The sequence below is a fragment of the Georgenia ruanii genome (assembly GCF_009193175.1).
In the GTDB taxonomy this organism is placed as follows: domain Bacteria; phylum Actinomycetota; class Actinomycetes; order Actinomycetales; family Actinomycetaceae; genus Georgenia; species Georgenia ruanii.
The window spans coordinates 59,684-80,453 of the sequence record NZ_VUKE01000017.1 but is presented as its reverse complement, the minus strand read 5'-3'; the positions used below and the strand labels follow the sequence as shown (position 1 = coordinate 80,453).

General features: G+C 76.7%; 24 protein-coding genes and 1 tRNA gene. 13 read left to right on the top strand and 12 right to left on the bottom strand.

The annotated features are described in order from the left end of the window. Positions 1-29: 29 nt before the first annotated feature. From GD880_RS15945 to GD880_RS15915, 7 genes are all read right to left on the bottom strand, one after another. Positions 30-383, bottom strand: coding sequence for an Rv3654c family TadE-like protein (locus tag GD880_RS15945; RefSeq protein ID WP_152232600.1), 354 nt, complete (start codon positions 381-383; stop codon positions 30-32). After that, complete coding sequence (locus tag GD880_RS15940; RefSeq protein WP_152232599.1) at positions 380-706, bottom strand: TadE family type IV pilus minor pilin; 327 nt, start codon at positions 704-706, stop codon at positions 380-382. The genes GD880_RS15945 and GD880_RS15940 overlap by 4 nt, the downstream gene beginning before the upstream one ends. 68 nt (positions 707-774) lie before the next feature. Then, positions 775-993: a DUF4244 domain-containing protein gene (locus GD880_RS15935; protein ID WP_152232598.1), complete on the bottom strand. Its 219-nt coding sequence runs from the start codon at positions 991-993 to the stop codon at positions 775-777. A 157-nt stretch (positions 994-1,150) separates the two neighbouring features. Beyond that, positions 1,151-1,753: a type II secretion system F family protein gene (locus GD880_RS15930; protein WP_152232597.1), complete on the bottom strand. Its 603-nt coding sequence runs from the start codon at positions 1,751-1,753 to the stop codon at positions 1,151-1,153. Then, entirely contained in the window at positions 1,750-2,502 is a 753-nt protein-coding gene (locus GD880_RS15925) for a type II secretion system F family protein (RefSeq protein ID WP_226909725.1), read from the bottom strand. Before GD880_RS15925 ends, GD880_RS15930 begins: the two co-directional genes overlap by 4 nt. Continuing rightward, positions 2,499-3,707, bottom strand: coding sequence for a TadA family conjugal transfer-associated ATPase (locus GD880_RS15920; RefSeq protein WP_152232596.1), 1,209 nt, complete (start codon positions 3,705-3,707; stop codon positions 2,499-2,501). Before GD880_RS15920 ends, GD880_RS15925 begins: the two co-directional genes overlap by 4 nt. Next, entirely contained in the window at positions 3,704-4,699 is a 996-nt protein-coding gene (locus GD880_RS15915; RefSeq protein WP_152232595.1) for a hypothetical protein, read from the bottom strand. Before GD880_RS15915 ends, GD880_RS15920 begins: the two co-directional genes overlap by 4 nt. Before the next feature lie 190 nt (positions 4,700-4,889). Between GD880_RS15915 and GD880_RS15910 the strand changes: the two genes are divergently transcribed. From GD880_RS15910 to GD880_RS15875, 8 genes are all read left to right on the top strand, one after another. Continuing rightward, positions 4,890-5,525, top strand: coding sequence for an MBL fold metallo-hydrolase (locus tag GD880_RS15910; protein ID WP_152232594.1), 636 nt, complete (start codon positions 4,890-4,892; stop codon positions 5,523-5,525). Between the two features lie 5 nt (positions 5,526-5,530). Continuing rightward, positions 5,531-6,337 (top strand): HAD family hydrolase, encoded by an 807-nt coding sequence (locus GD880_RS15905; RefSeq protein WP_226909724.1) that lies wholly within the window; start codon positions 5,531-5,533, stop codon positions 6,335-6,337. Positions 6,338-6,402: 65 nt separating this feature from the next. Continuing rightward, positions 6,403-7,398: a hypothetical protein gene (locus tag GD880_RS15900; protein WP_152232592.1), complete on the top strand. Its 996-nt coding sequence runs from the start codon at positions 6,403-6,405 to the stop codon at positions 7,396-7,398. 84 nt (positions 7,399-7,482) lie between these two features. Continuing rightward, positions 7,483-8,337, top strand: a complete 855-nt coding sequence (locus tag GD880_RS15895) for a hypothetical protein (protein WP_152232591.1) — start codon at positions 7,483-7,485, stop codon at positions 8,335-8,337. Positions 8,338-8,611: 274 nt separating this feature from the next. After that, entirely contained in the window at positions 8,612-10,603 is a 1,992-nt protein-coding gene (gene acs / locus GD880_RS15890) for an acetate--CoA ligase (RefSeq protein WP_152232590.1), read from the top strand. A 315-nt stretch (positions 10,604-10,918) separates the two neighbouring features. Continuing rightward, positions 10,919-11,797: an AzlC family ABC transporter permease gene (locus tag GD880_RS15885; protein ID WP_152232589.1), complete on the top strand. Its 879-nt coding sequence runs from the start codon at positions 10,919-10,921 to the stop codon at positions 11,795-11,797. Next, positions 11,790-12,113 (top strand): branched-chain amino acid transporter permease, encoded by a 324-nt coding sequence (locus GD880_RS15880; RefSeq protein ID WP_152232588.1) that lies wholly within the window; start codon positions 11,790-11,792, stop codon positions 12,111-12,113. The genes GD880_RS15885 and GD880_RS15880 overlap by 8 nt, the downstream gene beginning before the upstream one ends. Before the next feature lie 30 nt (positions 12,114-12,143). Further along, a complete protein-coding gene (locus GD880_RS15875; RefSeq protein ID WP_152232587.1) occupies positions 12,144-13,067 on the top strand; it encodes an alpha/beta fold hydrolase in 924 nt (307 codons plus the stop codon). 88 nt (positions 13,068-13,155) lie between these two features. Here GD880_RS15875 and nth read toward each other — a convergent pair whose 3' ends face one another. Then, positions 13,156-13,872: an endonuclease III gene (gene nth / locus GD880_RS15870; protein ID WP_152232586.1), complete on the bottom strand. Its 717-nt coding sequence runs from the start codon at positions 13,870-13,872 to the stop codon at positions 13,156-13,158. A gap of 124 nt (positions 13,873-13,996) precedes the next feature. Between nth and GD880_RS15865 the strand changes: the two genes are divergently transcribed. After that, positions 13,997-14,686 (top strand): Crp/Fnr family transcriptional regulator, encoded by a 690-nt coding sequence (locus GD880_RS15865; protein WP_152232585.1) that lies wholly within the window; start codon positions 13,997-13,999, stop codon positions 14,684-14,686. A 106-nt stretch (positions 14,687-14,792) separates the two neighbouring features. Here the strand turns inward: GD880_RS15865 and GD880_RS15860 are convergent, their stop codons facing one another. From GD880_RS15860 to GD880_RS15855, 3 genes are all read right to left on the bottom strand, one after another. After that, positions 14,793-15,251 carry a RidA family protein gene (locus GD880_RS15860; RefSeq protein WP_226909723.1) on the bottom strand — a complete coding sequence of 153 codons (459 nt, stop codon included), beginning with the start codon at positions 15,249-15,251 and terminating at the stop codon, positions 14,793-14,795. Further along, the gene (locus GD880_RS20865; protein WP_226909722.1) at positions 15,248-15,412 is read right to left on the bottom strand and encodes a DUF4177 domain-containing protein; all 165 of its coding nucleotides are present in this window, start codon (positions 15,410-15,412) and stop codon (positions 15,248-15,250) included. The genes GD880_RS15860 and GD880_RS20865 overlap by 4 nt, the downstream gene beginning before the upstream one ends. A gap of 86 nt (positions 15,413-15,498) precedes the next feature. Further along, positions 15,499-15,837 (bottom strand): WhiB family transcriptional regulator, encoded by a 339-nt coding sequence (locus GD880_RS15855; protein WP_152232583.1) that lies wholly within the window; start codon positions 15,835-15,837, stop codon positions 15,499-15,501. Between the two features lie 331 nt (positions 15,838-16,168). On the opposite strand from GD880_RS15855, the gene GD880_RS15850 reads away from it, so the two are divergent. From GD880_RS15850 to GD880_RS15835, 4 genes are all read left to right on the top strand, one after another. Then, a complete protein-coding gene (locus tag GD880_RS15850) occupies positions 16,169-18,745 on the top strand; it encodes a transglycosylase domain-containing protein (RefSeq protein ID WP_193314561.1) in 2,577 nt (858 codons plus the stop codon). 1 nt (position 18,746) lies between these two features. After that, complete coding sequence (locus tag GD880_RS15845) at positions 18,747-19,679, top strand: metallophosphoesterase (protein WP_152232581.1); 933 nt, start codon at positions 18,747-18,749, stop codon at positions 19,677-19,679. Between the two features lie 88 nt (positions 19,680-19,767). Then, positions 19,768-19,841: transfer RNA gene (locus GD880_RS15840), tRNA-Pro, on the top strand. Between the two features lie 166 nt (positions 19,842-20,007). After that, positions 20,008-20,271, top strand: coding sequence for a hypothetical protein (locus tag GD880_RS15835; RefSeq protein WP_152232580.1), 264 nt, complete (start codon positions 20,008-20,010; stop codon positions 20,269-20,271). On the opposite strand, the gene GD880_RS15830 is transcribed toward GD880_RS15835, so the two are convergent. Then, on the bottom strand, positions 20,237-20,761 hold the full coding sequence (locus GD880_RS15830; protein WP_193314560.1) for a GNAT family N-acetyltransferase: 525 nt from the start codon (positions 20,759-20,761) through the stop codon (positions 20,237-20,239). The genes GD880_RS15835 and GD880_RS15830 overlap by 35 nt on opposite strands. Positions 20,762-20,770 lie beyond the last annotated feature (9 nt).

Genomic DNA, 20,770 nt, shown 5'->3' with positions numbered 1-20,770 from the left:
CGGGGCGGGGCCCGCCCGGCGCGCTGAGCTCACGGGGCCGGACCCGCCCGGGCGCTGGCCCGGGCGACGAGCACGCCGTCGGCCTGACCGAGCACCACCACCCGGGCGCCCACCTCCACCACCGCGCCCGCCACGGCGCAACCGGCCGGCTCGGCATCGTTGGCCCGCACCACCGCGGCCGCCACCGTGCACGGGTCACCGCTCGCGTCCCGCAGGGCGGTGGCGGCCGCCAGCGCCGCCAGGTCTGCGGCCGCCTGGGCCGCCGCCCGGGCGTGCACCGCGCGGGCCAGGCCCACCACCGCGAGCGTCAGCACGACGAGCACGGCCACCAGCGCCAGCGCGAGGACGGTGCCGGCGCCCCGGTCGGGGGCGTGCGTCCTCATCCCTGCTCCCCCGGCTCGGGCAGGGCCCGGGCGGTCGCGCTGGCGCGCAGCCCAGCCACCGCTAGCGGGCCGGGCAGGTCGCGGGCCACCTCCACGACGACGTAGCCGCCCTCGCGGCCCACGTGCACCGCGACGCCTCGACCGGCCAGGTGGGCGGCCACCGCCGAGACCTGCCCGGCGGGCTCCCCCAAAGCGGCGGCGCGTGCCCCGGCCCGGGCGGCGTCGGCCACCCGGACCTGGGTCAGCGCCGCACTGGCCGCGGTGAGCAGCACCAGGAGCAGCAGCACCACCCCCGGCAGGGCGACGGCCAGCTCGGCGGTCACGCCGCCGGACGCCCGCCGGTCCGGCGGCGGTGCCGGTGCGGCGCCCGCCGCCGGTGCTGGGCGCGGGCTCATCCCAGCCCGAGCGCCGACCGGATGAGGTCCGAGATCAGCTCCCGGACCCATTCGCTCTTGAGGATGGCCAGGAGCACGCCGGCCAGCGACGCCGCCGCCACCGTGCCCACCGCGTACTCGGCCGTGGCCATGCCGGCCTCGCCGTCGGCAACCAGCCGCCCGACCCGCCGGTCCAGCGCCGCCCGCACCCGTCCCCATCGTCGTCGTACCTGCATCCCGCTCCCCTTCCGTCGGGCCCCGAGGGGCCGCCTCGGTCCGGCTCGTGCCGGCCGATGACGAGCCTGCTCGGGTTCGCGCCCCCGCCGCCGGTGGCCCGGCCGCGGCTGTGGACGACCAGGCAGGACCGCGCCGGCTCGATCCCGACGCGGGCGGTCAGCCGCCGAGGAACCCGCCCCCGGCGGCCACCACCACCGGCACGATGCCCAGCAGGACGAACGCGGGCAGGAAGCACAGCCCCAGCGGCAGCACGAGGCGCACCCCCAGCCGGGCGGCCGCTTCCTGTGCCTGGCGCTGCCGGTCGGCGCGCACCGCCTCGGCCGCGCGGCGCAGCAGCGGGCTTGGCGCGGCGCCGTCGACCCAGGCCGGCTCGAGCGCGTCGGCCAGCGGGGCCAGCCACCCCGGCGCCGCCTGCCACGCCTCGGCCCACGGCGCGCCGAGCACGAGCGCCGCCCCCGCCTGGCGCAGCGCCGGCCCGACGGGGTGCGGGCCGGCCGCGGTTCCCCGCCCCGCCCTCCCGCGGGCCGCCCCGGCCGCGCCCGGCGGGTCCACGGCGCGGCCGACGGCCTGCAGCGCGCGGGGGATCGACGCACCGGCCGCGAGGGCGGCGTCGGTCAGGTCGAGGAGCACGGTGACATCGACGGCCCGGGGCGCGGCCCGGGTGACCGGCCGGCGCGCCGACGCCGCCGGCAGCACGCGGGCCGGCAAGGCCCAGGGCAGCGCCGCGAGCAGCGCGAGGACGACGAGGAGCGGCGTCATGGCGCGCCCGCGTCCGCCGCGGCGGACGCCGCGCGCTCGAGGGCGCGGACCCAGCGCCGCCCGGCCACGACCAGCGCCGCCCCGGCGACCAGGCACGCCGTGCCGAGCCGGCCGTCGAGCAGCACGGCGACCGGGTCCGCGCCGACGGCGGCCCCGAGGGCGAGCCCGACCAGCGGCAGCCAGCCGAGCAGCCGGGCGGTGGCCCGGGGCCCGGCGAGGGCCACGGCCCGGGCGGCGCGGGCGTGGCCGGCCTCGGTCAGCCCCTGGGCGCACCGCTCCAGGACCTGCGCGAGCGGGGCGCCCAGCTCGTGCGTGAGCCGGCAGGCCGCCAGCGCCCCGGGCAGCGCGGCGATCGCCGCCGCCCCGAGGCGCGGCCCGTCCCGGGCACGGGAGCGGCCGGAACGGGAGCGGCCGGCACGGCCGGCACCGCCAGCGGCCAGGCGCTCCAGCGGGAGCGGCACCCCGCCCTCCCCGAGCACGCCGGTCCGGGTCGGCTCTCGCGCGCTCAGGCCGCTGCGGGCCAGCGTCTCGGCCCACGCCCGCTCCACCGGCGCCCCGGTGCGCAGCCGGGTGGCCACCTCCGTGACCAGGACGCCCAGGTCCACCTCCGCCGGCCGGCCCGGGCGCCGCCGATCGCGCCACGCCGGCCGCCGCACCCGCCCCGCCCGGGCGCGGCGCGGGGGTCGCGGCGGGGCGAGCAGCAGCCAGGACGCCACCGCGACGAGCAGGCCCACGGCCGCGGCGGTCACGAGGGTCCCGCGGCGTGCCGGCCGCGGCGCGGGGGTGGCACCGGGGCGCCGTCGCCCTCCGCCTCACCGTCCGGAAGGGCGCCGCCGAGGCGGCGGGCCAGGCGTGACCATCCCGGCCCCGCCCGGGCCGCGCCGCCCTCGATGACCAGGGCCGGGGCGCAGACCAGCTCCCCGCCGCTGCGGGCGAGCACACCGACCTCGGCGACCCGGCGCACGCCGCCGTCGCGGCGCAGATGGACGACGGCGTCCAGGGCGCTGACGGCCTGGGCGGCCACGGTCTGGGCGCCCAGGCCCGCGAGCGCGCCCAGCGCCACCAGCCGGGCGGGCACGTCCGCCGAGGTGTTGGCGTGGACCGTGGCCCACCCGCCGTCGTGCCCGGTGTTCAGCGCCCCGAGCACGTCGCGGACCTCCGGCCCCCGGCACTCCCCGAGGACCAGGCGGTCCGGGCGCATCCGCATCGCGGCACGCACCAGCTCGCTGAGCGGCACCTCCCCGACCTGCTGGACGTTCGCCCGGCGGGTCTGCAGGTGGACCACGTGCGGGTGGTCCGGGCGCAGCTCCGCGGCCTCCTCGATGCACACGATCCGCTCGTCGGGCGCCACCAGGGAGAGCACGGTGGCCAGCAGGGTGGTCTTGCCGCAGCCGGTCGCGCCGGAGACCAGCACGTTGGCCCGGGCGGCGACGAGGGCCCGGAGCACCGGCGCCACGTCCGCCGGGACGGTGCCGCACCGGACCAGCTCGGCCAGGGTGAAGCTGCGGGCCCGGTGGGTGCGTAGGGAGATGAGGGTGCCGCCGGCGGACAGCGGCGGCAGCACCGCGTGCAGCCGGGTGCCGTCGGGCAGCGAGCCGTCGACGACCGGGCTGGCGTCGTCGAGGCGCTGGCCGCAGGCGGCGGCGAGCCGGGTGGCCAGGGCCCGCACGGTCCCGGGGTCGGCGAAGGCCGCGTCCGTGGGGACCCGCTGCAGGCCCGCGCCGCGATCCACCCACACCCCGTCGGTGCCGTTGACCAGCACATCGGTGACCGCCGGGTCCTCCAGCAGCGGCTGGAGCACCGGCCCGGCGCCGCGCAGCTCGACCCGCACCGCCGTGTCCAGGCGCAGCAGCGCCCGCGCGCCCACGCCGCCGCCCTCCTCGAGGGCGGCGGGCAGCGACGCGCCACGCGCCAGCGCCGTGCGCACCTGGGCCAGCTCCACGGCGCCGCTCACCGTCCCACCCCCAGCTGGTCGAGCAGCAGCCGGGCGGTGGCGCGCAGGTGCCCGCGCCGCTGGTCCCCCGGCGCTACCCCGTGCTCGATGCCCGCGGGCAGCGCCCGCTCGTCGCGCATGTGGGCCGCCAGCTCCAGGCCCGCGGCGCCGGCGACCTCGGCCGCCGCGGCGGGCTCGCCGCCGCGCACGACGAGGTGGGGGCGGGCGCGCCCGGCCAGCGTCGGCGCCGCGGCGACGACGGCCGCCGCGCCCCGGACGCCGCCGCGCGCCACCAGCACCACGTCGGCGCACCAGCCCAGCCACAGGTCCCGGTCGGGCCCGGGGCCGAGCACCTGGCGCGGCAGGTCCAGGACGAGCAGGTCGTGCCCCTGGCCGAGGGCGCGGACGGCGGAGAGGGCCACCGCCTCCTCGGGCGGCCCGCCGCGCCGGTCGCCCGAGAGCACCCGCACCAGGTGCCAGTCGGGCAGCGCAAGCGCGAGCCGCTGCGGCAGCAGCGCGTGCTCGCCGTCGAGATCGCCCCACCGCTGGCCCGGGTCGTGCTCGAGCCCGAGGAGGACGTCGACCCCGCCGGCAGGGTCGAGGTCGACCAGCGCGGTCGCGGCGCCGGTGGCGACCACCGCCCGGGCCAGCGCGGCGGCCAGCACGGAGGCGCCGGCCCCGCCGTGGGCGCCCAGCACGCCGACGACCCGGGCCCGCTGCCGGCTGGCGGCCGCGACGAGCAGGTCGAGCAGCGCCTCCGCCTCGGCCGGCAGGACGACGGCGCTGGGGGCGCCGCCGGGCGGGCCCGCCGTGCGCGCCGGGTCGGCCCGCACGCTCAGCCGCCCGGGCGGGCCGTCGGCGGTGAGCACGAGGGCGGAACCGGGGGCCGGGTCGTCGGGCCCGGCGACGGCGAGCGGCACGCCGGCGAGCTCCGCGAGCCGCCGCACCTGCGCCACCAGCGCGGCGTCGCCCCCGCGCAGCACCGCCCCCGCCTCGTCCCCGTCGCGCGCCATCGCCGTCCCCCTTCTCCCCTCGCCAGCGTGCCGGGGGCGGGGTGCCCCGTGCCGGGGGCCTGTGGACGGCTGGGGTGCCGCGCTGACGCCTGTGGACCGCCCGGACGCCCGACGCGCGGGCGCGGGGCCCGGGTCACACCGGCCGGCGCTTCGCGGGACAGCGCGGCCGGGCCTCTGCGACAGTGTGCGCATGCGGATCACGCACTTCGGCCAGTCGTGCCTCCTGCTCGAGACCGGCGCCGCCCGGCTGCTGTTCGACCCCGGCACCGTGTCGGAGGGCTTCGAGGAGCTGCGCGGCCTCGACGCCATCCTGCTCACCCACCAGCACCCGGACCACGTCGACCCCGACCGGCTGCCCGCCCTCGTCGCCGCGAACCCGGGGGCCGCCGTCGTCTGCGACCCCGACACCGCCCCGCTGCTCGCGACGCTGGGCGTCGAGGCCCGCACCGCGCGCCCGGGCGACCACCTCGACCTCGCCGGCGCGGCGGTGGACGTGCGCGGCGGCGAGCATGCCGTCATCTACGCCGACCGGCCCGGCTGCACCAACGCGGCCTACCTCGTCGACGGCGGCGCCTTCTTCCACCCCGGCGACGCCTTCTCGGACCCCGGCGCCGCGGTCGACGTCCTCGGGGCGCCGACCAGCGGCCCCTGGCTCAAGCTGGCCGAGGCCATCGACTACGTCCGCGCCGTGAAGCCCCGCGTGGCGGTGCCCATCCACGAGCGGGCGATGGCGACCACCCGGCTGGCCTACGGGCTGTTCGCGGAGTTCGCCCCCGAGGGCACCACGTTCCGGCCGCTGCCGACGGGTGAGGCCACCGAGGTCTGAGCCCCGTGGGGGACCCACCGGGCCCGCGGGCGGCGGCCTTCCTCGACCTCGACCGGACGGTCCTGTCCACCGCCTCACCCCTGGTCCTGGCGCGCCCGCTGCTGGCCTCGGGCCTGCTCAGCCGGTCGGCGGTGCTGCGTGCGGCGGCGGCGGACCTGCGCTCCCTCTTCGTCCGGGCCGACCGGCGCTACAGCGCCGAGGCGCAGGCCCAGCTCGCCGGGATGGTCGAGGGCTGGGACGTGCGCCGCTTCGCGGAGGTGGTCGACGGCTCCCTGCGCACCGTCGTCCGGCCGCGCGTGTACCGCGAGGCGATCGACCTCATCGCCGCCCTGCACGGGCGCGGTATCGATGTCGTCATCGTCTCGGCCTCGAGCGCGGACGTGGTGCGGCCCATCGCCCGGATGCTCGGCGCGGACGACGTGGTCGCCTCCACGATGGAGGTCGCGGACGGGCGGTTCACGGGCCGGGTCGCGCACTTCGTCTACGGGGCCGCCAAGGCCGAGGCGATCCGCGACTTGGCCGCCCGCCGGGGGTACGAGCTGGGCGCCTGCGCCGCTTACTCCGACTCCGTCACCGACCTGCCGATGCTCACGACGGTCGGGCACCCCGTGGCGGTCAACCCCGACCGCGCCCTGCGCCGGCTGGCCCGGCAGCGGGGCTGGGAGGTGCGCCGCTTCCGGCGCCCGGTCCCGCTGCGCCACGAGGTATCGGGCGTGGTGGGGGCCACGGCCGTGGGGCTCGTGCTGGTCCTCGCCGCCCTCGGCCGGCACGCGCTGCGCCGCGCGCGCCGCCGGGCCGGGAGCACGGGGTGAGCCGGAGCCCGCTCGGGCGGCACCCGGCCGCGGGTTAGAGTTTCCCTCCGGCCGGAGGGAGAGATGTGAGCACCGAGGAGCAGGCAGCCCCTGCTGGCCCCGTCCCGCCGCGCTCGCGGCTGCGGGCGCACGTCGTCGCCGTCGTGGTCGGCCTGGTGCTCACCCCGATCGGGCTGCTCGCGCTGGCCTACGGCGCGCCGATCGTCGTCACCCCCGGCGCCGCCGGCCCCTCCCCGGCCGCCGGGTGGGGCTGGGTGGTGCTCGGCGCGGCGCTCCTCGCCGTCGTCGCCACCGCGGCCGCCCTCGCCTCAAGTCTCGCGCTGGTCGTCGCCGGCCTGTGGGCCGCCGTGCCCGGGCTCGCCGGCGGCACGGTCGCCACGGCGGCGCAGCGCTCGGACAGCCTCGCCCTGCGGTCCGCGCTCGCCCAGCCCGCCGCCACCGGCGCGCTGCTGGCGGTCGGCGCCGCGCTGCTCGGGGCCGCGCTGGCCGCGCACCTGGCCCGGCGGGCCGGCCGCCATCAGGAGCGGGCCCTGGCCCGGCCCGCGGCGTCGCCGCCGGGCTTCGAGGACCTCCCCGCGGCGCCCACCCCGCCGCTCCCGCCGCGCACCCGGGTGGCGGCGCACGCGCTGAGCACCCTCGTCGCGCTCGCGCTGACCCCGCCGACGATCTGGCTGCTGGGCCGGGCGGCCAACGACCTGAGCCTCACCCTGGCGCTCACCGGGGCCGCCCACCCCTGGCGTGAGCCGTGGCTGCTGCTCGCCTGCCTCCTCCTGGTCGTGGTCCTGGCCCTGGCGGCGTGGTCGTCGCTGGGCCCGCAGCTCGCGGGGTGGCTGATGTACCTGCTGCCCACGGCCGCCGCGGCGCTGGCGACCCTGGGCCAGGAGTGGCTGCTCGACCTGCTCTGGCCGCTCATCGGCACCGTGACCGTCGTCTCGGCGCTCGGCACCGGTGAGCTGCTCCTCGTCGGCGTCGTCGTCGTGCTCGGCGCCGGGGCCGCGCACTGGGCGCGGCGGTCCGGCCGGCGGCTCGAGCGCGCCGAGCTGGCCCTCGTGGCCGCCTGACCCCGGCCCTCGGGGCACCCGGCGCGGCGCCCATCTGCGACGTCGCACGTCCGGATACCGTGGCAGGGACCCCGAGGAGGCCCCGTGAGCACGCCCGAGACCAGCCCGGAGCACGCCGGCTCCGCGGATCCCGCCGTCACTGGCCGGCGGGCACGCCCCCACGACGTCGACGACCTCGAGTCCACCGCCGTGCGCCGCCAGCGCCTGCTCGGCCGCCTGGACGACGCCCCCGCCGGGCCGGGCGCCGAGCCCGCGGCGGAGCCCACGACAGTGCCCGCGTCCGCGGACCCGACCCCGCCCACCGCCGCCTTCCCGCCGCGCGAGGACGCCGTGCCGGGGCTGCGGGCCCGGTGGCAGGAGGCCCCGGACCCCGCCGACGTCGCCCTCGCCGGGGCCAGCGAGGCCCGCCCCCGCTCCCGCGCAGCGGCGCACGTGTGGGCGCTCGTGCTGACCCTGCTGCTCGCGCCGGTCGCCTGGTACCTCGTCGCCGACGCCGGCGCCCGCCTCACCCTGGGCGAGGACAGCCCGTGGGCCACCGGCACCCTCGCGCCGGCCGCCGTCGTCGAGCTCGTCTGCGGCCTGCTCGTGCTCGCCGTCGTGGTCCTGGCCGCCCGCTGGTCCTCCCTCGGCGCCCTGGTGACCGGGGCCCTGGTGCTCCTCGCCGGGGCGGCGTTCGTGCTCCTGCCCGGCCCGACGGCGGACGCGCTCGCCCCTGCCCTCGACCGGCTGCGCGACCTGAACGACCTCGGCGGGAACGTGGCGCACCACCTGCTCGCCGACGGCCCGAGCGGCCGGCTGGCCCAGGCCGGGCTCACGCTCGGGCTGGTCGGGATCGTCGCGCACGGCGCCCGGCGCCTGGGCCGGGCCGAGGAGCACGGCCGGCGCGAGGCCGCCCGCCACGACCTGGGCCGCGGCGCGGCCCGCCACGGCTCGCGCTGACGCCACGACCGCACCCGCCGGCGTGGAGGTGACCCCCGGGGCCGCACGGCGAGCGTGGCCGCGCTGAGGCCTGTCGCGGCGCGGGCGGAGCCCGTCGGCGCGCGCCGAGCCCGGCGGCGCTGGCCGAGCCCGGCGCGGGCGGATGTTCGCGCACAGCGCGAGAGGAGCTGCCCCCCGGATGGGGCCGGGTGGCCCCGGTTCGATATGTTGCCCTGGAAAGCGATGTGAGCCGGTGCACACTTGTAGCGGGCCACCGATGACAGGGAGGACACAGATGTCCCAGCATGAGACCACTGCTGCGACGCCCGGGGGCGGGTTGGAGAACCTGCTGCGCGAGGAGCGGTCCTTTCCGCCCAGCCCGGAGTTCGCCGCCCAGGCCAACGCCGGCCCCGACCTGTACGAGCGGGCGGCGGCGGACCGGGAGGGTTTCTGGGCCGAGCAGGCGCGCGAGCTGCTGACCTGGAGCAAGGACTTCACGGAGGTCCTGGACTTCTCCGGCGCCCCGGTGGCGCGCTGGTTCGGCGACGGCCGGCTCAACGCCGCCTACAACGCCGTCGACCGGCACGTCGAGGCCGGCCACGGCGACCGGGTGGCCATCCACTTCGAGGGCGAGCCCGGCGACACCCGCACCGTGACGTACGCCGACCTCAAGGAGCAGGTCTCCCGGGCGGCCAACGCGCTCGCGGCCCTGGGGGTGCGCACCGGCGACCGGGTCGCGATCTACCTGCCGATGATCCCCGAGGCGGTCATCGCGATGCTCGCGTGCGCGCGGATCGGCGCCCCGCACTCGGTGGTCTTCGGCGGCTTCTCCGCCGAGGCGCTGCACAGCCGCATCAACGACGCCGAGGCCCGCGTGGTCATCACCGCCGACGGCGGGTACCGGCGCGGCAAGCCCAGCGCGCTCAAGCCGGCCGTGGACGAGGCGCTGGCCAAGGGCACCCCGGTCGAGCACGTCCTCGTCGTCGAGCGCACCGGCCAGGACGTGCCGTGGACCGAGGGCCGGGACGTGCGCGGGGCCGACGCCCTCGCCGCCGCGAGCCCGGAGCACACCCCGGTCGACGTCGAGGCCGAGCACCCGCTGTTCATCCTCTACACCTCCGGCACCACCGGGAAGCCGAAGGGCATCCTGCACACTACCGGCGGCTACCTCGCCCAGTGCGCCTTCACCCACAAGCACGTCTTCGACCTCAAGCCGGAGACGGACGTGTACTGGTGCACCGCCGACATCGGCTGGGTCACCGGGCACAGCTACGTCACCTACGGCCCGCTGGTCAACGGCGCCACCCAGGTCCTCTACGAGGGCACCCCGGACACCCCCGGCAAGGACCGCTGGTGGGAGCTGGTCGAGAAGTACAAGGTCTCCATCCTCTACACGGCCCCCACCGCCATCCGCACCTGCATGAAGTGGGGCGCGGAGTACCCCGGCAAGCACGACCTGTCCTCGCTGCGGGTGCTCGGCTCGGTGGGCGAGCCCATCAACCCCGAGGCGTGGATGTGGTACCGGCGCACCATCGGCGCCGACCGCACCCCGGTGGTGGACACCTGGTGGCAGACCGAGACCGGGGCGATCATGATCTCCCCGCTGCCCGGCGTCACCGCCGCCAAGCCCGGCTCGGCGCAGGTGCCGCTGCCCGGCATCAGCGCCGACGTGCTCGACGAGCGCGGCGAGCCGGTGCCCAACGGCGGCGGCGGGTACCTCGTGCTCACCGACCCGTGGCCGGCGATGCTGCGCGGCATCTGGGGCGACCCGCAGCGCTTCGCCGACACCTACTGGTCCCGCTTCCCGGGGATGTACTTCGCCGGGGACGGCGCCAAGAAGGACGACGACGGCGACATCTGGCTGCTCGGGCGCGTGGACGACGTCATGAACGTCTCGGGCCACCGGTTGTCCACCACGGAGATCGAGTCCGCCCTCGTCTCCCACCCGATGGTGGCCGAGGCGGCGGTGGTCGGCGCCAAGGACGACACCACCGGCCAGGCGGTCGTCGCCTTCGTCATCCTGCGCGCCGACGCCCTCGAGCGGGCCGACGAGGCCGGCGAGGGCGAGGACGTCGTGGCCGAGCTGCGCAACCACGTGGCCAAGGAGATCGGCCCGATCGCCAAGCCCCGCTCGATCCTGGTGGTGGCCGAGCTGCCCAAGACCCGCTCGGGCAAGATCATGCGCCGCCTGCTGCGCGACATCGCCGAGGGCCGCGAGGCCGGCGACGTCACCACGCTGGCGGACTCGACCGTCATGGACCAGATCAGCAAGGGCATGCAGCGCTAGCGGTGCGGGCCACCCTCGCGCCGCGTGTGCGCGCGAGTCCACCGGCGCCGTCCGCTTCAGCGTCGCCCGAGCGGGCCCGTGGTGTACTTCCGACAGGCATTGCCTGCCGAAAGTACACCACGGGCCCGAGTGAAACCAGCCCGGCCGCGTCGCCCACGCCGAGGTGGGCAGGCACCAGGCGCCGACCCGCGGCCGAAGACCTAGTGAGAACCCTGACTCAGCCTTCGGCTTGGCCACGTGCTCCGCGCTGCTCGGCATGCGGACCGTGGCGGGCACCACGGCCTCCGCCGGCGCGGCCCGGCTTAGCCTGAGGACATGCCCACCCCGCCCGCGGCCGCCGCGCGCCCGGACCGCCGCCACGAGGTGGCGCTCGCCGCCCGGGACACCGTCGGCGTGGGCATGGGCTACCTCCCGCTCGGCGCGGCCTTTGGGGTGCTCCTCGCCACCAGCGGGCTGGCGTGGTGGTGGGCGCCGGTCTTCTCGGTGCTCATCTACGCCGGCTCGATGGAGTTCCTCGCCATCGGCCTGGTCACCGGCGGCGTCGGGCTGGCCCAGGTGGCCGCGACCACCTTCTTCGTCAACTTCCGGCACGTGTTCTACGGGCTGAGCTTCCCGCTGCTGAAGATCCGCTCCGCCCTTGGCCGCCTGTACGGCGTCCACGCGCTGACCGACGAGGCCTACGCCCTGCTGGCCACCAGGCCCCGGCACGAGCTCACCGGCACGCGGGTGCTCGCCACGCAGGTGATCTGCCAGCTGTACTGGCTCACCGGCTCCACCGCGGGCGCCCTGCTCGGCGCGCACCTGGGCCTCGACGCCGAAGGGCTGGGCTTCGCCCTGACCGCCCTGTTCGTCGTGCTCACCATCGACGCCTTCCGCGCCGCCCCGGACCTGCCCACCCTGCTCGTCGCGCTGGCGTGCGCGGCACTCGCGTTGGCGGTCGCCCCGGGCAGCATGCTGGTGATCGCGCTGACCTCGTTCGTGCTGGTGCTCATCGCGCGCTTCGCGCTGGGCGCCCGGCGCCGCGCCGCGATCGCCGGGGCCGCCGAAACCGGCGAGCGCCACCGGGCCGTCCCGGCCGCCGCCACCGCCGACCAGCCCGGCACCGTGCCGGCCGCCGAGGAGCCGGGCGCCCACCTCGGGTCCGGCGCAGGGCCCGCCGGCGGGGCCGCCCGGCTGGAGGACCCGGATGCCTAGACCCGGTCACATCCTGCTCACCCTCCTGGTGATCTTCGCCGTCACCTACGCCCTCCGGCTGGCGCCGTTCCTGGCGCTGCGCCGGGTGCGCGACTCCGCGCTCGTGTCGTTCCTGGGCCGGACCATGCCGCTGGGGGTCATGGCGATCCTCGTGGTCTACACCCTCTCGGCGGTGGACCTCACCCCCGCGCCCCACGGGCTGCCCGAGGTGGCCGGCGTCGTCGTCACCGCCGCGCTGCACCTGTGGCGGCGCAACGCCCTGCTGAGCATCGTGGGCGGCACGGGCACGTACATGGCGGTGCTCGCTCTGCTCTGAAGTCCTCCGATACCCGCTACCGTGCCAGGCGTGGTTGCCGATCCCAGCTGTGTGCTCGTCCCCGGTCCGTGGGAGCACCGCAACGTCTCCGCCAACGGCGCCCAGTTCCACGTGGTGCTGGCCGGCGAGCCCTCGACGCACCGCCCGCTGGTCGTCCTGCTGCACGCGTTCCCGCAGTTCTGGTGGTCCTGGCGCCACCAGATCCCCGCGTTGGCGGCGGCCGGCTACCAGGTGGCAGCCATGGACCTGCGCGGCTTCGGCGGCTCCGACAAGCCCCCGCACCGCCACGAGACCGGCGTCTTCGCCCGCGACGTCGCCGGCGTCATCCGGTCCCTCGGCGCGGCGAGCGCGGTGGTCGTCGGGCACGGCTTCGGCGGCACCGTGGCCTGGTCGATGCCCTCGCTCGCGCCGCGCCTGACCCGCGCCGTCGCCGTCCTCGCCAACCCCCACCCGCTGCCGCTGCACCGGGTGGGCAACCGGATGCCGCTGCGCGCCCTGTCCACCCTCGCGCGCTTCCAGCTGCCCTGGTTCCCCGAGCGCGCGGTGCGCGAGGGCACCCTGGTGCGCGACGTGCTGCGGGAGTGGTCGGCGCCGGGCAACGACGGCGCGACCTCGCAGGCGGACCTCTACACCGAGGCGATGCGGCTGCCCTTCGCCGCGCACAGCGCCATGGAGCACTTCCGCTGGCTGGTGCGCGCGACGCCCCGCGCCGACGGACGGCGGTACCTGGCCGCCGTCCGCCGGCCCGTCCAGGTGCCCGTGCTCAGCGTCCGCGGCGCCCAGGACCGGCTGCTGCCGGGGCGCACCTTCGCCCGCGACCACCGCTACGTCGTCGGCCCGCTGCGCGAGCACGTCACCCCCCGCGCCGGGCACTTCCTCCCCGAGGAGGCACCGGAGGAGATCACCGAGCTGCTGCTGGACTTCCTCGCGGCCGAGGTGCCGGCGGCGCGCTGAGCGCCGGGGCGGCCGAGCAGCGGCGGCGCCGCCGCGACGGGCCGCCGGTCGGCCGCGCCGCGGAGCGGTCGGCGGGTGCGGCCGCCGCTCAGCCGGTGACCAGGGCCCGGGCGCGCTCGGGGTCGGTCTCGCCCTCGCCGTAGGACGGGCACAGCTCGGCGACCACGCACGCCCCGCACGCCGGGCGGCGGGAATGGCACACGCGCCGGCCGTGGAAGATCAGCCGGTGGCACGCCATCGTCCACTCCTCCGGCGGGAGCAGCTCGGCGATGCGCGCCTCGACCTTGACCGGGTCCTTCTGGTCGGTCCAGCCCAGCCGGCGCGCCAGGCGCCCGACGTGGGTGTCGACGGTGATCCCCGGGGTGCCGAACGCGTTGCCCAGGACGACGTTCGCCGTCTTGCGGCCAACCCCCGGCAGGGTGACGAGCTCGTCGAGGCTCGCCGGCACCTCGCCGCCGAAGCGCTCGACGAGGGCCGCGCCGATGCCCTGCAGGGCCGCCGCCTTGGACCGGTAGAAGCCCAAGGGGCGGAGGATCTCCTCGAGGTCCTCCCGGCGGGCGCCGGCGTAGGCGGCGGCGTCGGGGTAGGCCGCGAACAGCCCGGGCGTCACCTGGTTGACGCGGACGTCGGTGGTCTGGGCCGAGAGCACGGTCGCCACCAGCAGCTCCAGCGGCGTGGAGAAGTCCAGCTCGATGTGGGCGTCCGGCCACGCCTGGGCGAGCAGCTCGTTGACCGCCGCGGCCTGCTCGCGCGCGGCCTTCAGGGACCGCGGCCGGGCCGCGCCGGGGCGACGGGCGGGAGTCATGGGGCAAGCCTAGAGCGCGACCCGGCCGACACCTGTCCTGTGCCTGATCACACCGGGGGTGGCAGGATGGGCGCGGGCACGAGGGCCGCTGGCCCGCGTGCGATCGTGAGTTTGGCCCCGGACGATGGGACGCACCGTGGAACAAAACGTAATCGGCACCGTGCCGCTCTTCGACGCGCTGGACGAGCAGGACCAGACGGAGCTGCGCGGGCTCATGAGCGAGACGTCGTTGCGTCGGGGCGAGACCCTCTTCAACGAGGGCGACCCGGGCGACCGGCTCTACATCGTCACCGACGGCAAGGTGAAGCTCGGCCACACCGCCCCCGACGGCCGCGAGAACCTCCTCGCCGTCCTGGGGCCCGGCGAGCTGCTCGGCGAGCTGACCCTCTTCGACCCGGGCCCGCGCTCGACGACGGCGACGGCGGTGGCCCCCACCCGGCTGCTCGAGCTGAACCACTCCGACCTCATGGAGTTCCTCGAGACCCGCCCGTCCCTGGCCAAGCACATGCTCAAGGCCCTGGCCCAGCGGCTGCGCCGGACCAACGAGTCGCTGGCGGACCTGGTCTTCTCCGACGTTCCCGGCCGGGTGGCCAAGGCGCTGCTGGACCTGGCCGACCGGTTCGGCGAGACCACCGACGAGGGCGTCCACGTCCCGCACGACCTCACCCAGGAGGAGCTCGCCCAGCTCGTCGGCGCCTCCCGCGAGACGGTCAACAAGTCCCTGGCCGAGTTCGTCTCCCGCGGCTGGATCCGCCTGGAGGGCCGCGCGGTGCTGCTGATCGACCTCGACCGGCTGCGGCGCCGAGCCCGCTGACCGCCCGGACAGCCCCAGAGACGACGACGGCGCCCCCCGCGGGGCGCCGTCGTCGTTCGTTCGAGGGCCGGTCAGCCGTTCGAGCCGGTCAGCCGTGCCCGGCCGGTCAGCGCACGGCCACGACGATCTCCACCTCGACCGGGGAGTCGAGCGGCAGCGCGGCGACGCCGACGGCGGAGCGGGCGTGCCGGCCCGCGTCGCCGAAGACCTCCCCGAGCAGCTCCGAGGCGCCGTTGATGACGCCCGGCTGCCCGGTGAAGGACGGCTCGGAGGCGACGAACCCCGTCACCTTCACCACCTGGACGATGTTGTCCAGGCCGCCGGCGGCCTCGGCGGCCGCGGCGATGGCATTGAGGGCGCACGTGCGGGCCGCCTCCTTGGCCTGCTCGGCGTCCACGGCGCCGCCGACCTTCCCGGTCATCGGCAGCGCGCCGTCGACGAAGGGCAGCTGCCCGGAGGTGTAGACCAGCCCGCCCTGACGCAGTGCCGGCACGTACGCCCCGGCCGGGGCGGGCACCGCCGGCAGGGCCAGGCCGAGCTCGGCGAGCCGGGTCGCGGCGCTCACCGCTCGCCCTTGGGCCGCTTGAGGTAGGCGACCAGGTTGGCGGAGCCGGTCGGGCCGGGCACGACCTGGACGAGCTCCCAGCCGTCCTCGCCCCACTGGTCCAGGATCGCCTTGGTGTTGTGCGTCAGCAGCGGAATCGTGGCGTACTCCCATGTCGTCATGGCGTCATCCTAGGGGCGCCGCCGCGGCCCGCACCGGCGCCCGGCCGCGACCGCCGTCGCCCCGTCTCGACCGGGCGCGCGCACCCTCAGGCCGACGTGCGGATGCGCGCGAGGATGCGCGGGGCCCGCTGGGAGCGCAGTTCGGCGATGAGCTCGTCGTCCTCGCGGCCCAGCCAGCTCGACCAGTCGGTCACCTCGGGGTAGCGCCGCAGCAGCGCTCGCCGCTCCCGCTCAGTCAGCCCGCCCCACACCCCGAAGCTCGTCTGCGAGTTCAGGGCGTCCGCGAGGCACTCCATCCGGACCTTGCAGCTGAAGCACAGCTCGCGCGCGATGCGCTGCGCCGCGCCGCGCACGAACAGCGCGTCGGGCTCGGTGCCCGCGCAGGCCGCGTCGGCCGCCCACGTCTGGTCCTCGTTGTCCCACATGCTTCCTCCTGTGCGTCCCGTCGACAACGAGGCCCCTTCGGTGGTCGGCCGTGGAGTCTCTCCCGTCCGGTGGTCGTCGGACAGTTTTCGTCTACGGGTGACGCTATAGCGTGTGAGGTGGATCACGGAAGGGCTCTAGCGAAATTCGGAGTGTTGTGCCGTCAGAGCTGGGGGCAGTCGTGCTATTGGCCCGCGGTGCGGGGCTCCTTCGTGCACCCTCGCCCGGGGGTCCGGGAATCGGCGGACAGCGCGCCGGATCATGCTCGGGGCAACGTCCGGACGACCCCCGCTCGACCCGGCCACGACGGACGCCGCCACGTACCCTGAACCCATGTCGCCAGCCCCGTCGCCGTCCGGCCGCGCCGTCAAGCCGCAGCAGCTGCTGATCATGCTGCTGACGTTCGTGCTCGTCTCCGGGCTCGGCGGCGTCGTGGCGGCCGGGATCGTCATGCCGGCCGCGGGCGCCGTCGGCGCGGTGACCACCGCCTCGACGCAGCTCTTCGACGACCTCCCCAGCGAGCTGGCCATCCCGGAACCCTCCGAGCAGAGCGTCATCCTCGCCGCCGACGGCAGCCCGATCGCGACGTTCTTCGCCGAGAACCGCATCGTCGTCGGCCTGGACAAGGTCTCCCAGCCGATGCAGCACGCCGTCGTCGCCGTCGAGGACCGCCGCTTCTACCAGCACCGCGGCATCGACCCCGAGGGCATGCTCCGGGCCTTCGCCAACAACCTCGCCGGCGGCCAGCTCGAGGGGGCCTCGACGCTGACCCAGCAGTACGTCAAGAACGTGCTCATCGAGGCCGGCCGGGTCTCCGGCGACAAGGAGGCCATCGCCCAGGCGACGGAGACCTCGGTCGGGCGCAAGCTGCGCGAGGCGCGCCTCGCCATCGGCCTCGAGCAGAAGGTGAGCAAGGACAAGATCCTCGAGGGCTACCTCAACATCGCCCAGTTCGGCCCCTCCGTCTACGGCGTGGAGTCCGCCTCCCAGCACTACTTCTCCAAGCCCGCGGCCGAGCTGGGCCCCGGCGAGTCCGCGCTGCTGGCCGGCATCACGCAGTCGCCGGCGAAGTGGGACCCGGTGCGCAACCCGGAGAAGGCCCAGGAGCGCCGCGACGTCGTCCTCGGCCTCATGCTCGACCAGGGCTACATCACCCAGGCCGAGCACGACGAGGCCGTGGCGGTCCCGATCGCCGACATGCTTCACGTCAAGAACGCGCCCAACGGGTGCGGTTCGGCGGGCAACGCGGCCTACTTCTGCGAGTACGTCGTCAACGACCTCCTCAACAACGAGGGCTGGGGCAAGGACCGCGCCGACCGCACCCGCATGCTCTACCGCGGGGGCCTGGTCATCAAGACCACGCTCGACCCCAAGAAGCAGCAGGCCGCCCACGACGAGATCACCAGCTCCGTCCCGGTCAACGACCCCTCCGGGGTCACCATGGCCATGAGCTCGGTCGAGCCGGGCACCGGCAAGATCGTCGCGATGGCGCAGACGACGAACTGGGGCACCGCGGCCACGCCGGAGGACCCGCACGCCACCGCGGTCAACCTCAACGTCGGCCTGTCCCACGGCGGCGGGCTCGGCTTCCAGTCCGGCTCGACGTTCAAGGTCTTCACCCTCATCGAGTGGCTGAAGACGGGGCGCTCGCTCAACGACATGGTCAGCACGACGCAGCGGAACTTCCCGCGCAACACCTGGACCATCTCCTGCAACCCCAAGCTGCGGGACAACTACGACAACGCGACCAACGTCGAGGGCGTCCCGACCTCGCCGACGATGTCGGTGCTCGAGGCCACCCGGCTGTCCATCAACCTCAGCTACATCAAGATGGCCAACCAGCTGGACATGTGCAACATCGTCGGCAACGCCGCGGCCATGGGCCTCACCCGCGGGGACGGCTCCCCGCTCGTGCCGAACCCCTCCGCGGTGCTCGGCACGAACACCGTCACGCCGCTGGGCATGGCCAACGCCTTCGCGACCCTCGCCGCCGGCGGCACCTACTGCACCCCGATCGCCGTCACCGAGGTCACCGACCGCTCGGGCACCGAGATCCCGGTGCCCAAGACGGACTGCAAGAAGGTCCTCGAGCCCGACATCGTGAACGGGGTCAACCAGGCCCTGCAGCAGGTCGTCTCCGACCAGCCCTTCTCGACCGGGCGCAAGGCGGTCCTCCCCGGCCGGCCCGCGGCGGGCAAGACGGGAACGGCGAACGACGACAGCCACGCCTGGTTCGTCGGCTACACCCCCCAGCTGGCCGCCGGGATCTGGATGGGCCACGCCTCGGGCGACGTGTCGATGATGAACACGACCATCAACGGCACGTTCAACAAGTGGGTCTTCGGCGGGTCCTACCCGGCCCAGACCTGGCAGCGGTACATGACCCGCGCGCTCGACGGCGTCCCCGCCCAGCCGTTCGGCGTGGCGCCGGCGCAGGCCGGCGCGCAGCAGACGGCGGTCCCCGACGTGACCGGCCGGCCGGTCGCCGAGGCCCAGGCGGTCCTGACGCAGAGCGGGTTCCAGGTCACCGTGGGCAGCCCGGTCGCCTCGCAGTGGCCGGCCGGCAACGTGGCGAGCACCTCGCCCGCGGCCGGTGCCCAGGCGGCGCCGGGCAGCGCGGTCACGATCGTGCCCAGCGCCGGGCCGGCGACGGCGCCCACCGCCTCCGGGGGCAACGGGGCCGCCAACGGCCGCGGGAACGGCACCGGCAACGCCGGTGGCCACGGCAAGGGCAACGCCAGCTCCGGTGGCCACGGCAACGCCAGCTCCGGTGGCAACACCAGCCGCGGCGGGGGCGGCGGAGGGGGTGCCGGGACGGCGCCGGCGACCGTGCCCTCCCCGAAGGCGCTCTTCCCGGACGCCTTCCCGTCCAACCCGTTCCCGACCTTCCCCGCGCCCCCGGGCTTCTGACATGACGACCCACCCCGCCGCCCGGGGCCTCGGCGCCCTCACGCTCGCCGGTCTCGGCGCCCTCGGCTGGGCGCTCGCCGAGGCCCGGATGTACACCCTCCGGCGCCACGAGGTGCCGGTGCTGCCCGCCGGCGCCGCCCCGCTGCGGGTGCTGCACCTCTCGGACCTGCACCTGCTCCCCCGCCAGCGCGACAAGGTCGCCTGGGTGCGCGAGCTGGAGCGTCTCGAGCCGGACCTGGTGGTCACCACCGGGGACAACATCGCCCACCCGCGGGCCCTGCCCGGCCTGCTCGAGGCGTACGCCCCGCTGCTCGAGCGCCCGGGCGCGTTCGTGCTCGGCTCGAACGACTACTTCGCGCCGCGGCCCAAGAACCCCGCCCGCTACCTGCTGCGGGACGCCCGCACCGCGCTGCCCCCGGAGCCGGTCGAGCTGCCCGCGGACGAGATGGTCGAGGCGTTCACCCGGGCCGGGTGGAAGGACCTGACCAACCGGCGCGACGCCGTCGACGTCGCGGGCACGTCGATCAGCCTGGTCGGCGTGGACGACCCGCACCTCGACCGCGACCGGTTCCCGGTGCCGGCCACGGCGGGGGCCGGGCCAACCGGGCTCCACGTCGGCGTCGCGCACGCCCCGTACCTGCGAGTGCTCGACGCCATGCGGGCCGACGGCTGCGAGCTGGTCCTGGCGGGGCACACCCACGGCGGCCAGCTGTGCCTGCCCTTCGCCGGGGCCCTGGTGACCAACTGCGACCTCGACCGGTCCCGCGCCAGCGGCCTCCACGGCTGGCCCGGCGCCCGCCCCGGCACCCCCGGCGGCGAGGAGTCGCTCTGGCTACACGTCTCGGCGGGGCTGGGCACGAGCCCCTACACCCCGGTGCGGTTCGCGTGTCGGCCCGAGGCCACGCTGCTCACGCTGGTGCCGCGCACCACCTGACCGCGGGCCGCCGACGTGGCATCCGTCTCATCCGGGCCGCCGGGTTTCACGGACGGCCCACGCCTCGGCTATCCTGGACGAGTTCCTCCGGGGTGTGGCGCAGCTTGGTAGCGCGCTTCGTTCGGGACGAAGAGGTCGTGGGTTCAAATCCCGCCACCCCGACCGGAGGAAGGGCCGTCGCCCTGCGGACACGCAGGACGACGGCCCTTCTGCTTGCGCCCACGGCGCCGCACCGGCGCGCAACTGGTGCACCGGTGGTGGCGCGACGCTCGCCAGCGGAGGTTGTGCGGCCCTAGCGTCGAGGCGACGCCCCACGAACAGAGGTCCCGTGCTCTCGCTCTCCCCCGCCCACACCGACGCGCTCGTCTCGCTGCGCGCGGCTCAGGCCGCGCTCGAGACCGAGCCGGTGGTCACCCTGGAGCGCCTGTGCGCCCGCAACGTCGCGCTGGTGCAGGCGCTGGCGGCCGGCGTACCGGGGCCGGTCGTCGAGGAGAGCACCGGGTTGCGCGACGCGGCGCTCGAGCTGGCCCTCGCGCGCGGGCGGTTCTGCGCCGAGCTCAGCCCCGAGCTCCACGCGGTGCGGCGGCCGTAGCCCCGCCCGGCACCCGTCCCGCGCCCGCGAAGTCCCAGAGCCACAGCTCCTCGCCCCCGCGCCGGAACGTCCCGGCCACCACCGCGCCCAACCGCCGGTTGACCGCGACGGCGGGGCTCCCCGGGGCGGTGACCGCGCACGCGGTCCGCCCCGAGGCGGCGACGGCCCGGGCGACCGATCCGACGAGCGCCGCGCCCAGGCCGCGGCCGCGCCAACGCGGGGCGACGACGAGCGCGCCGAGCTCAGGCCCGGCGGCGTCGTGGTACGCCCAGGAGGACCCCGGCTCGGCGTTGCGCTCCTCCGCGAGGCAGAACCCGACGAGGCCGCCGTCGGCTTCCACCTGGGCGTACAGCGCCGCGTGCGCGGCCCGCTCCGGCAGGCGCCCGTCCGGTCCGCGCAGAGCGCTCACGGCCGCCTGGACATCGCTGGGCACCGGGCCGAGGTGGAGGGTGAGCGGGTGGAGGCCCGCCGGGGGAAGCAGCACGGTCACGCGCGGACG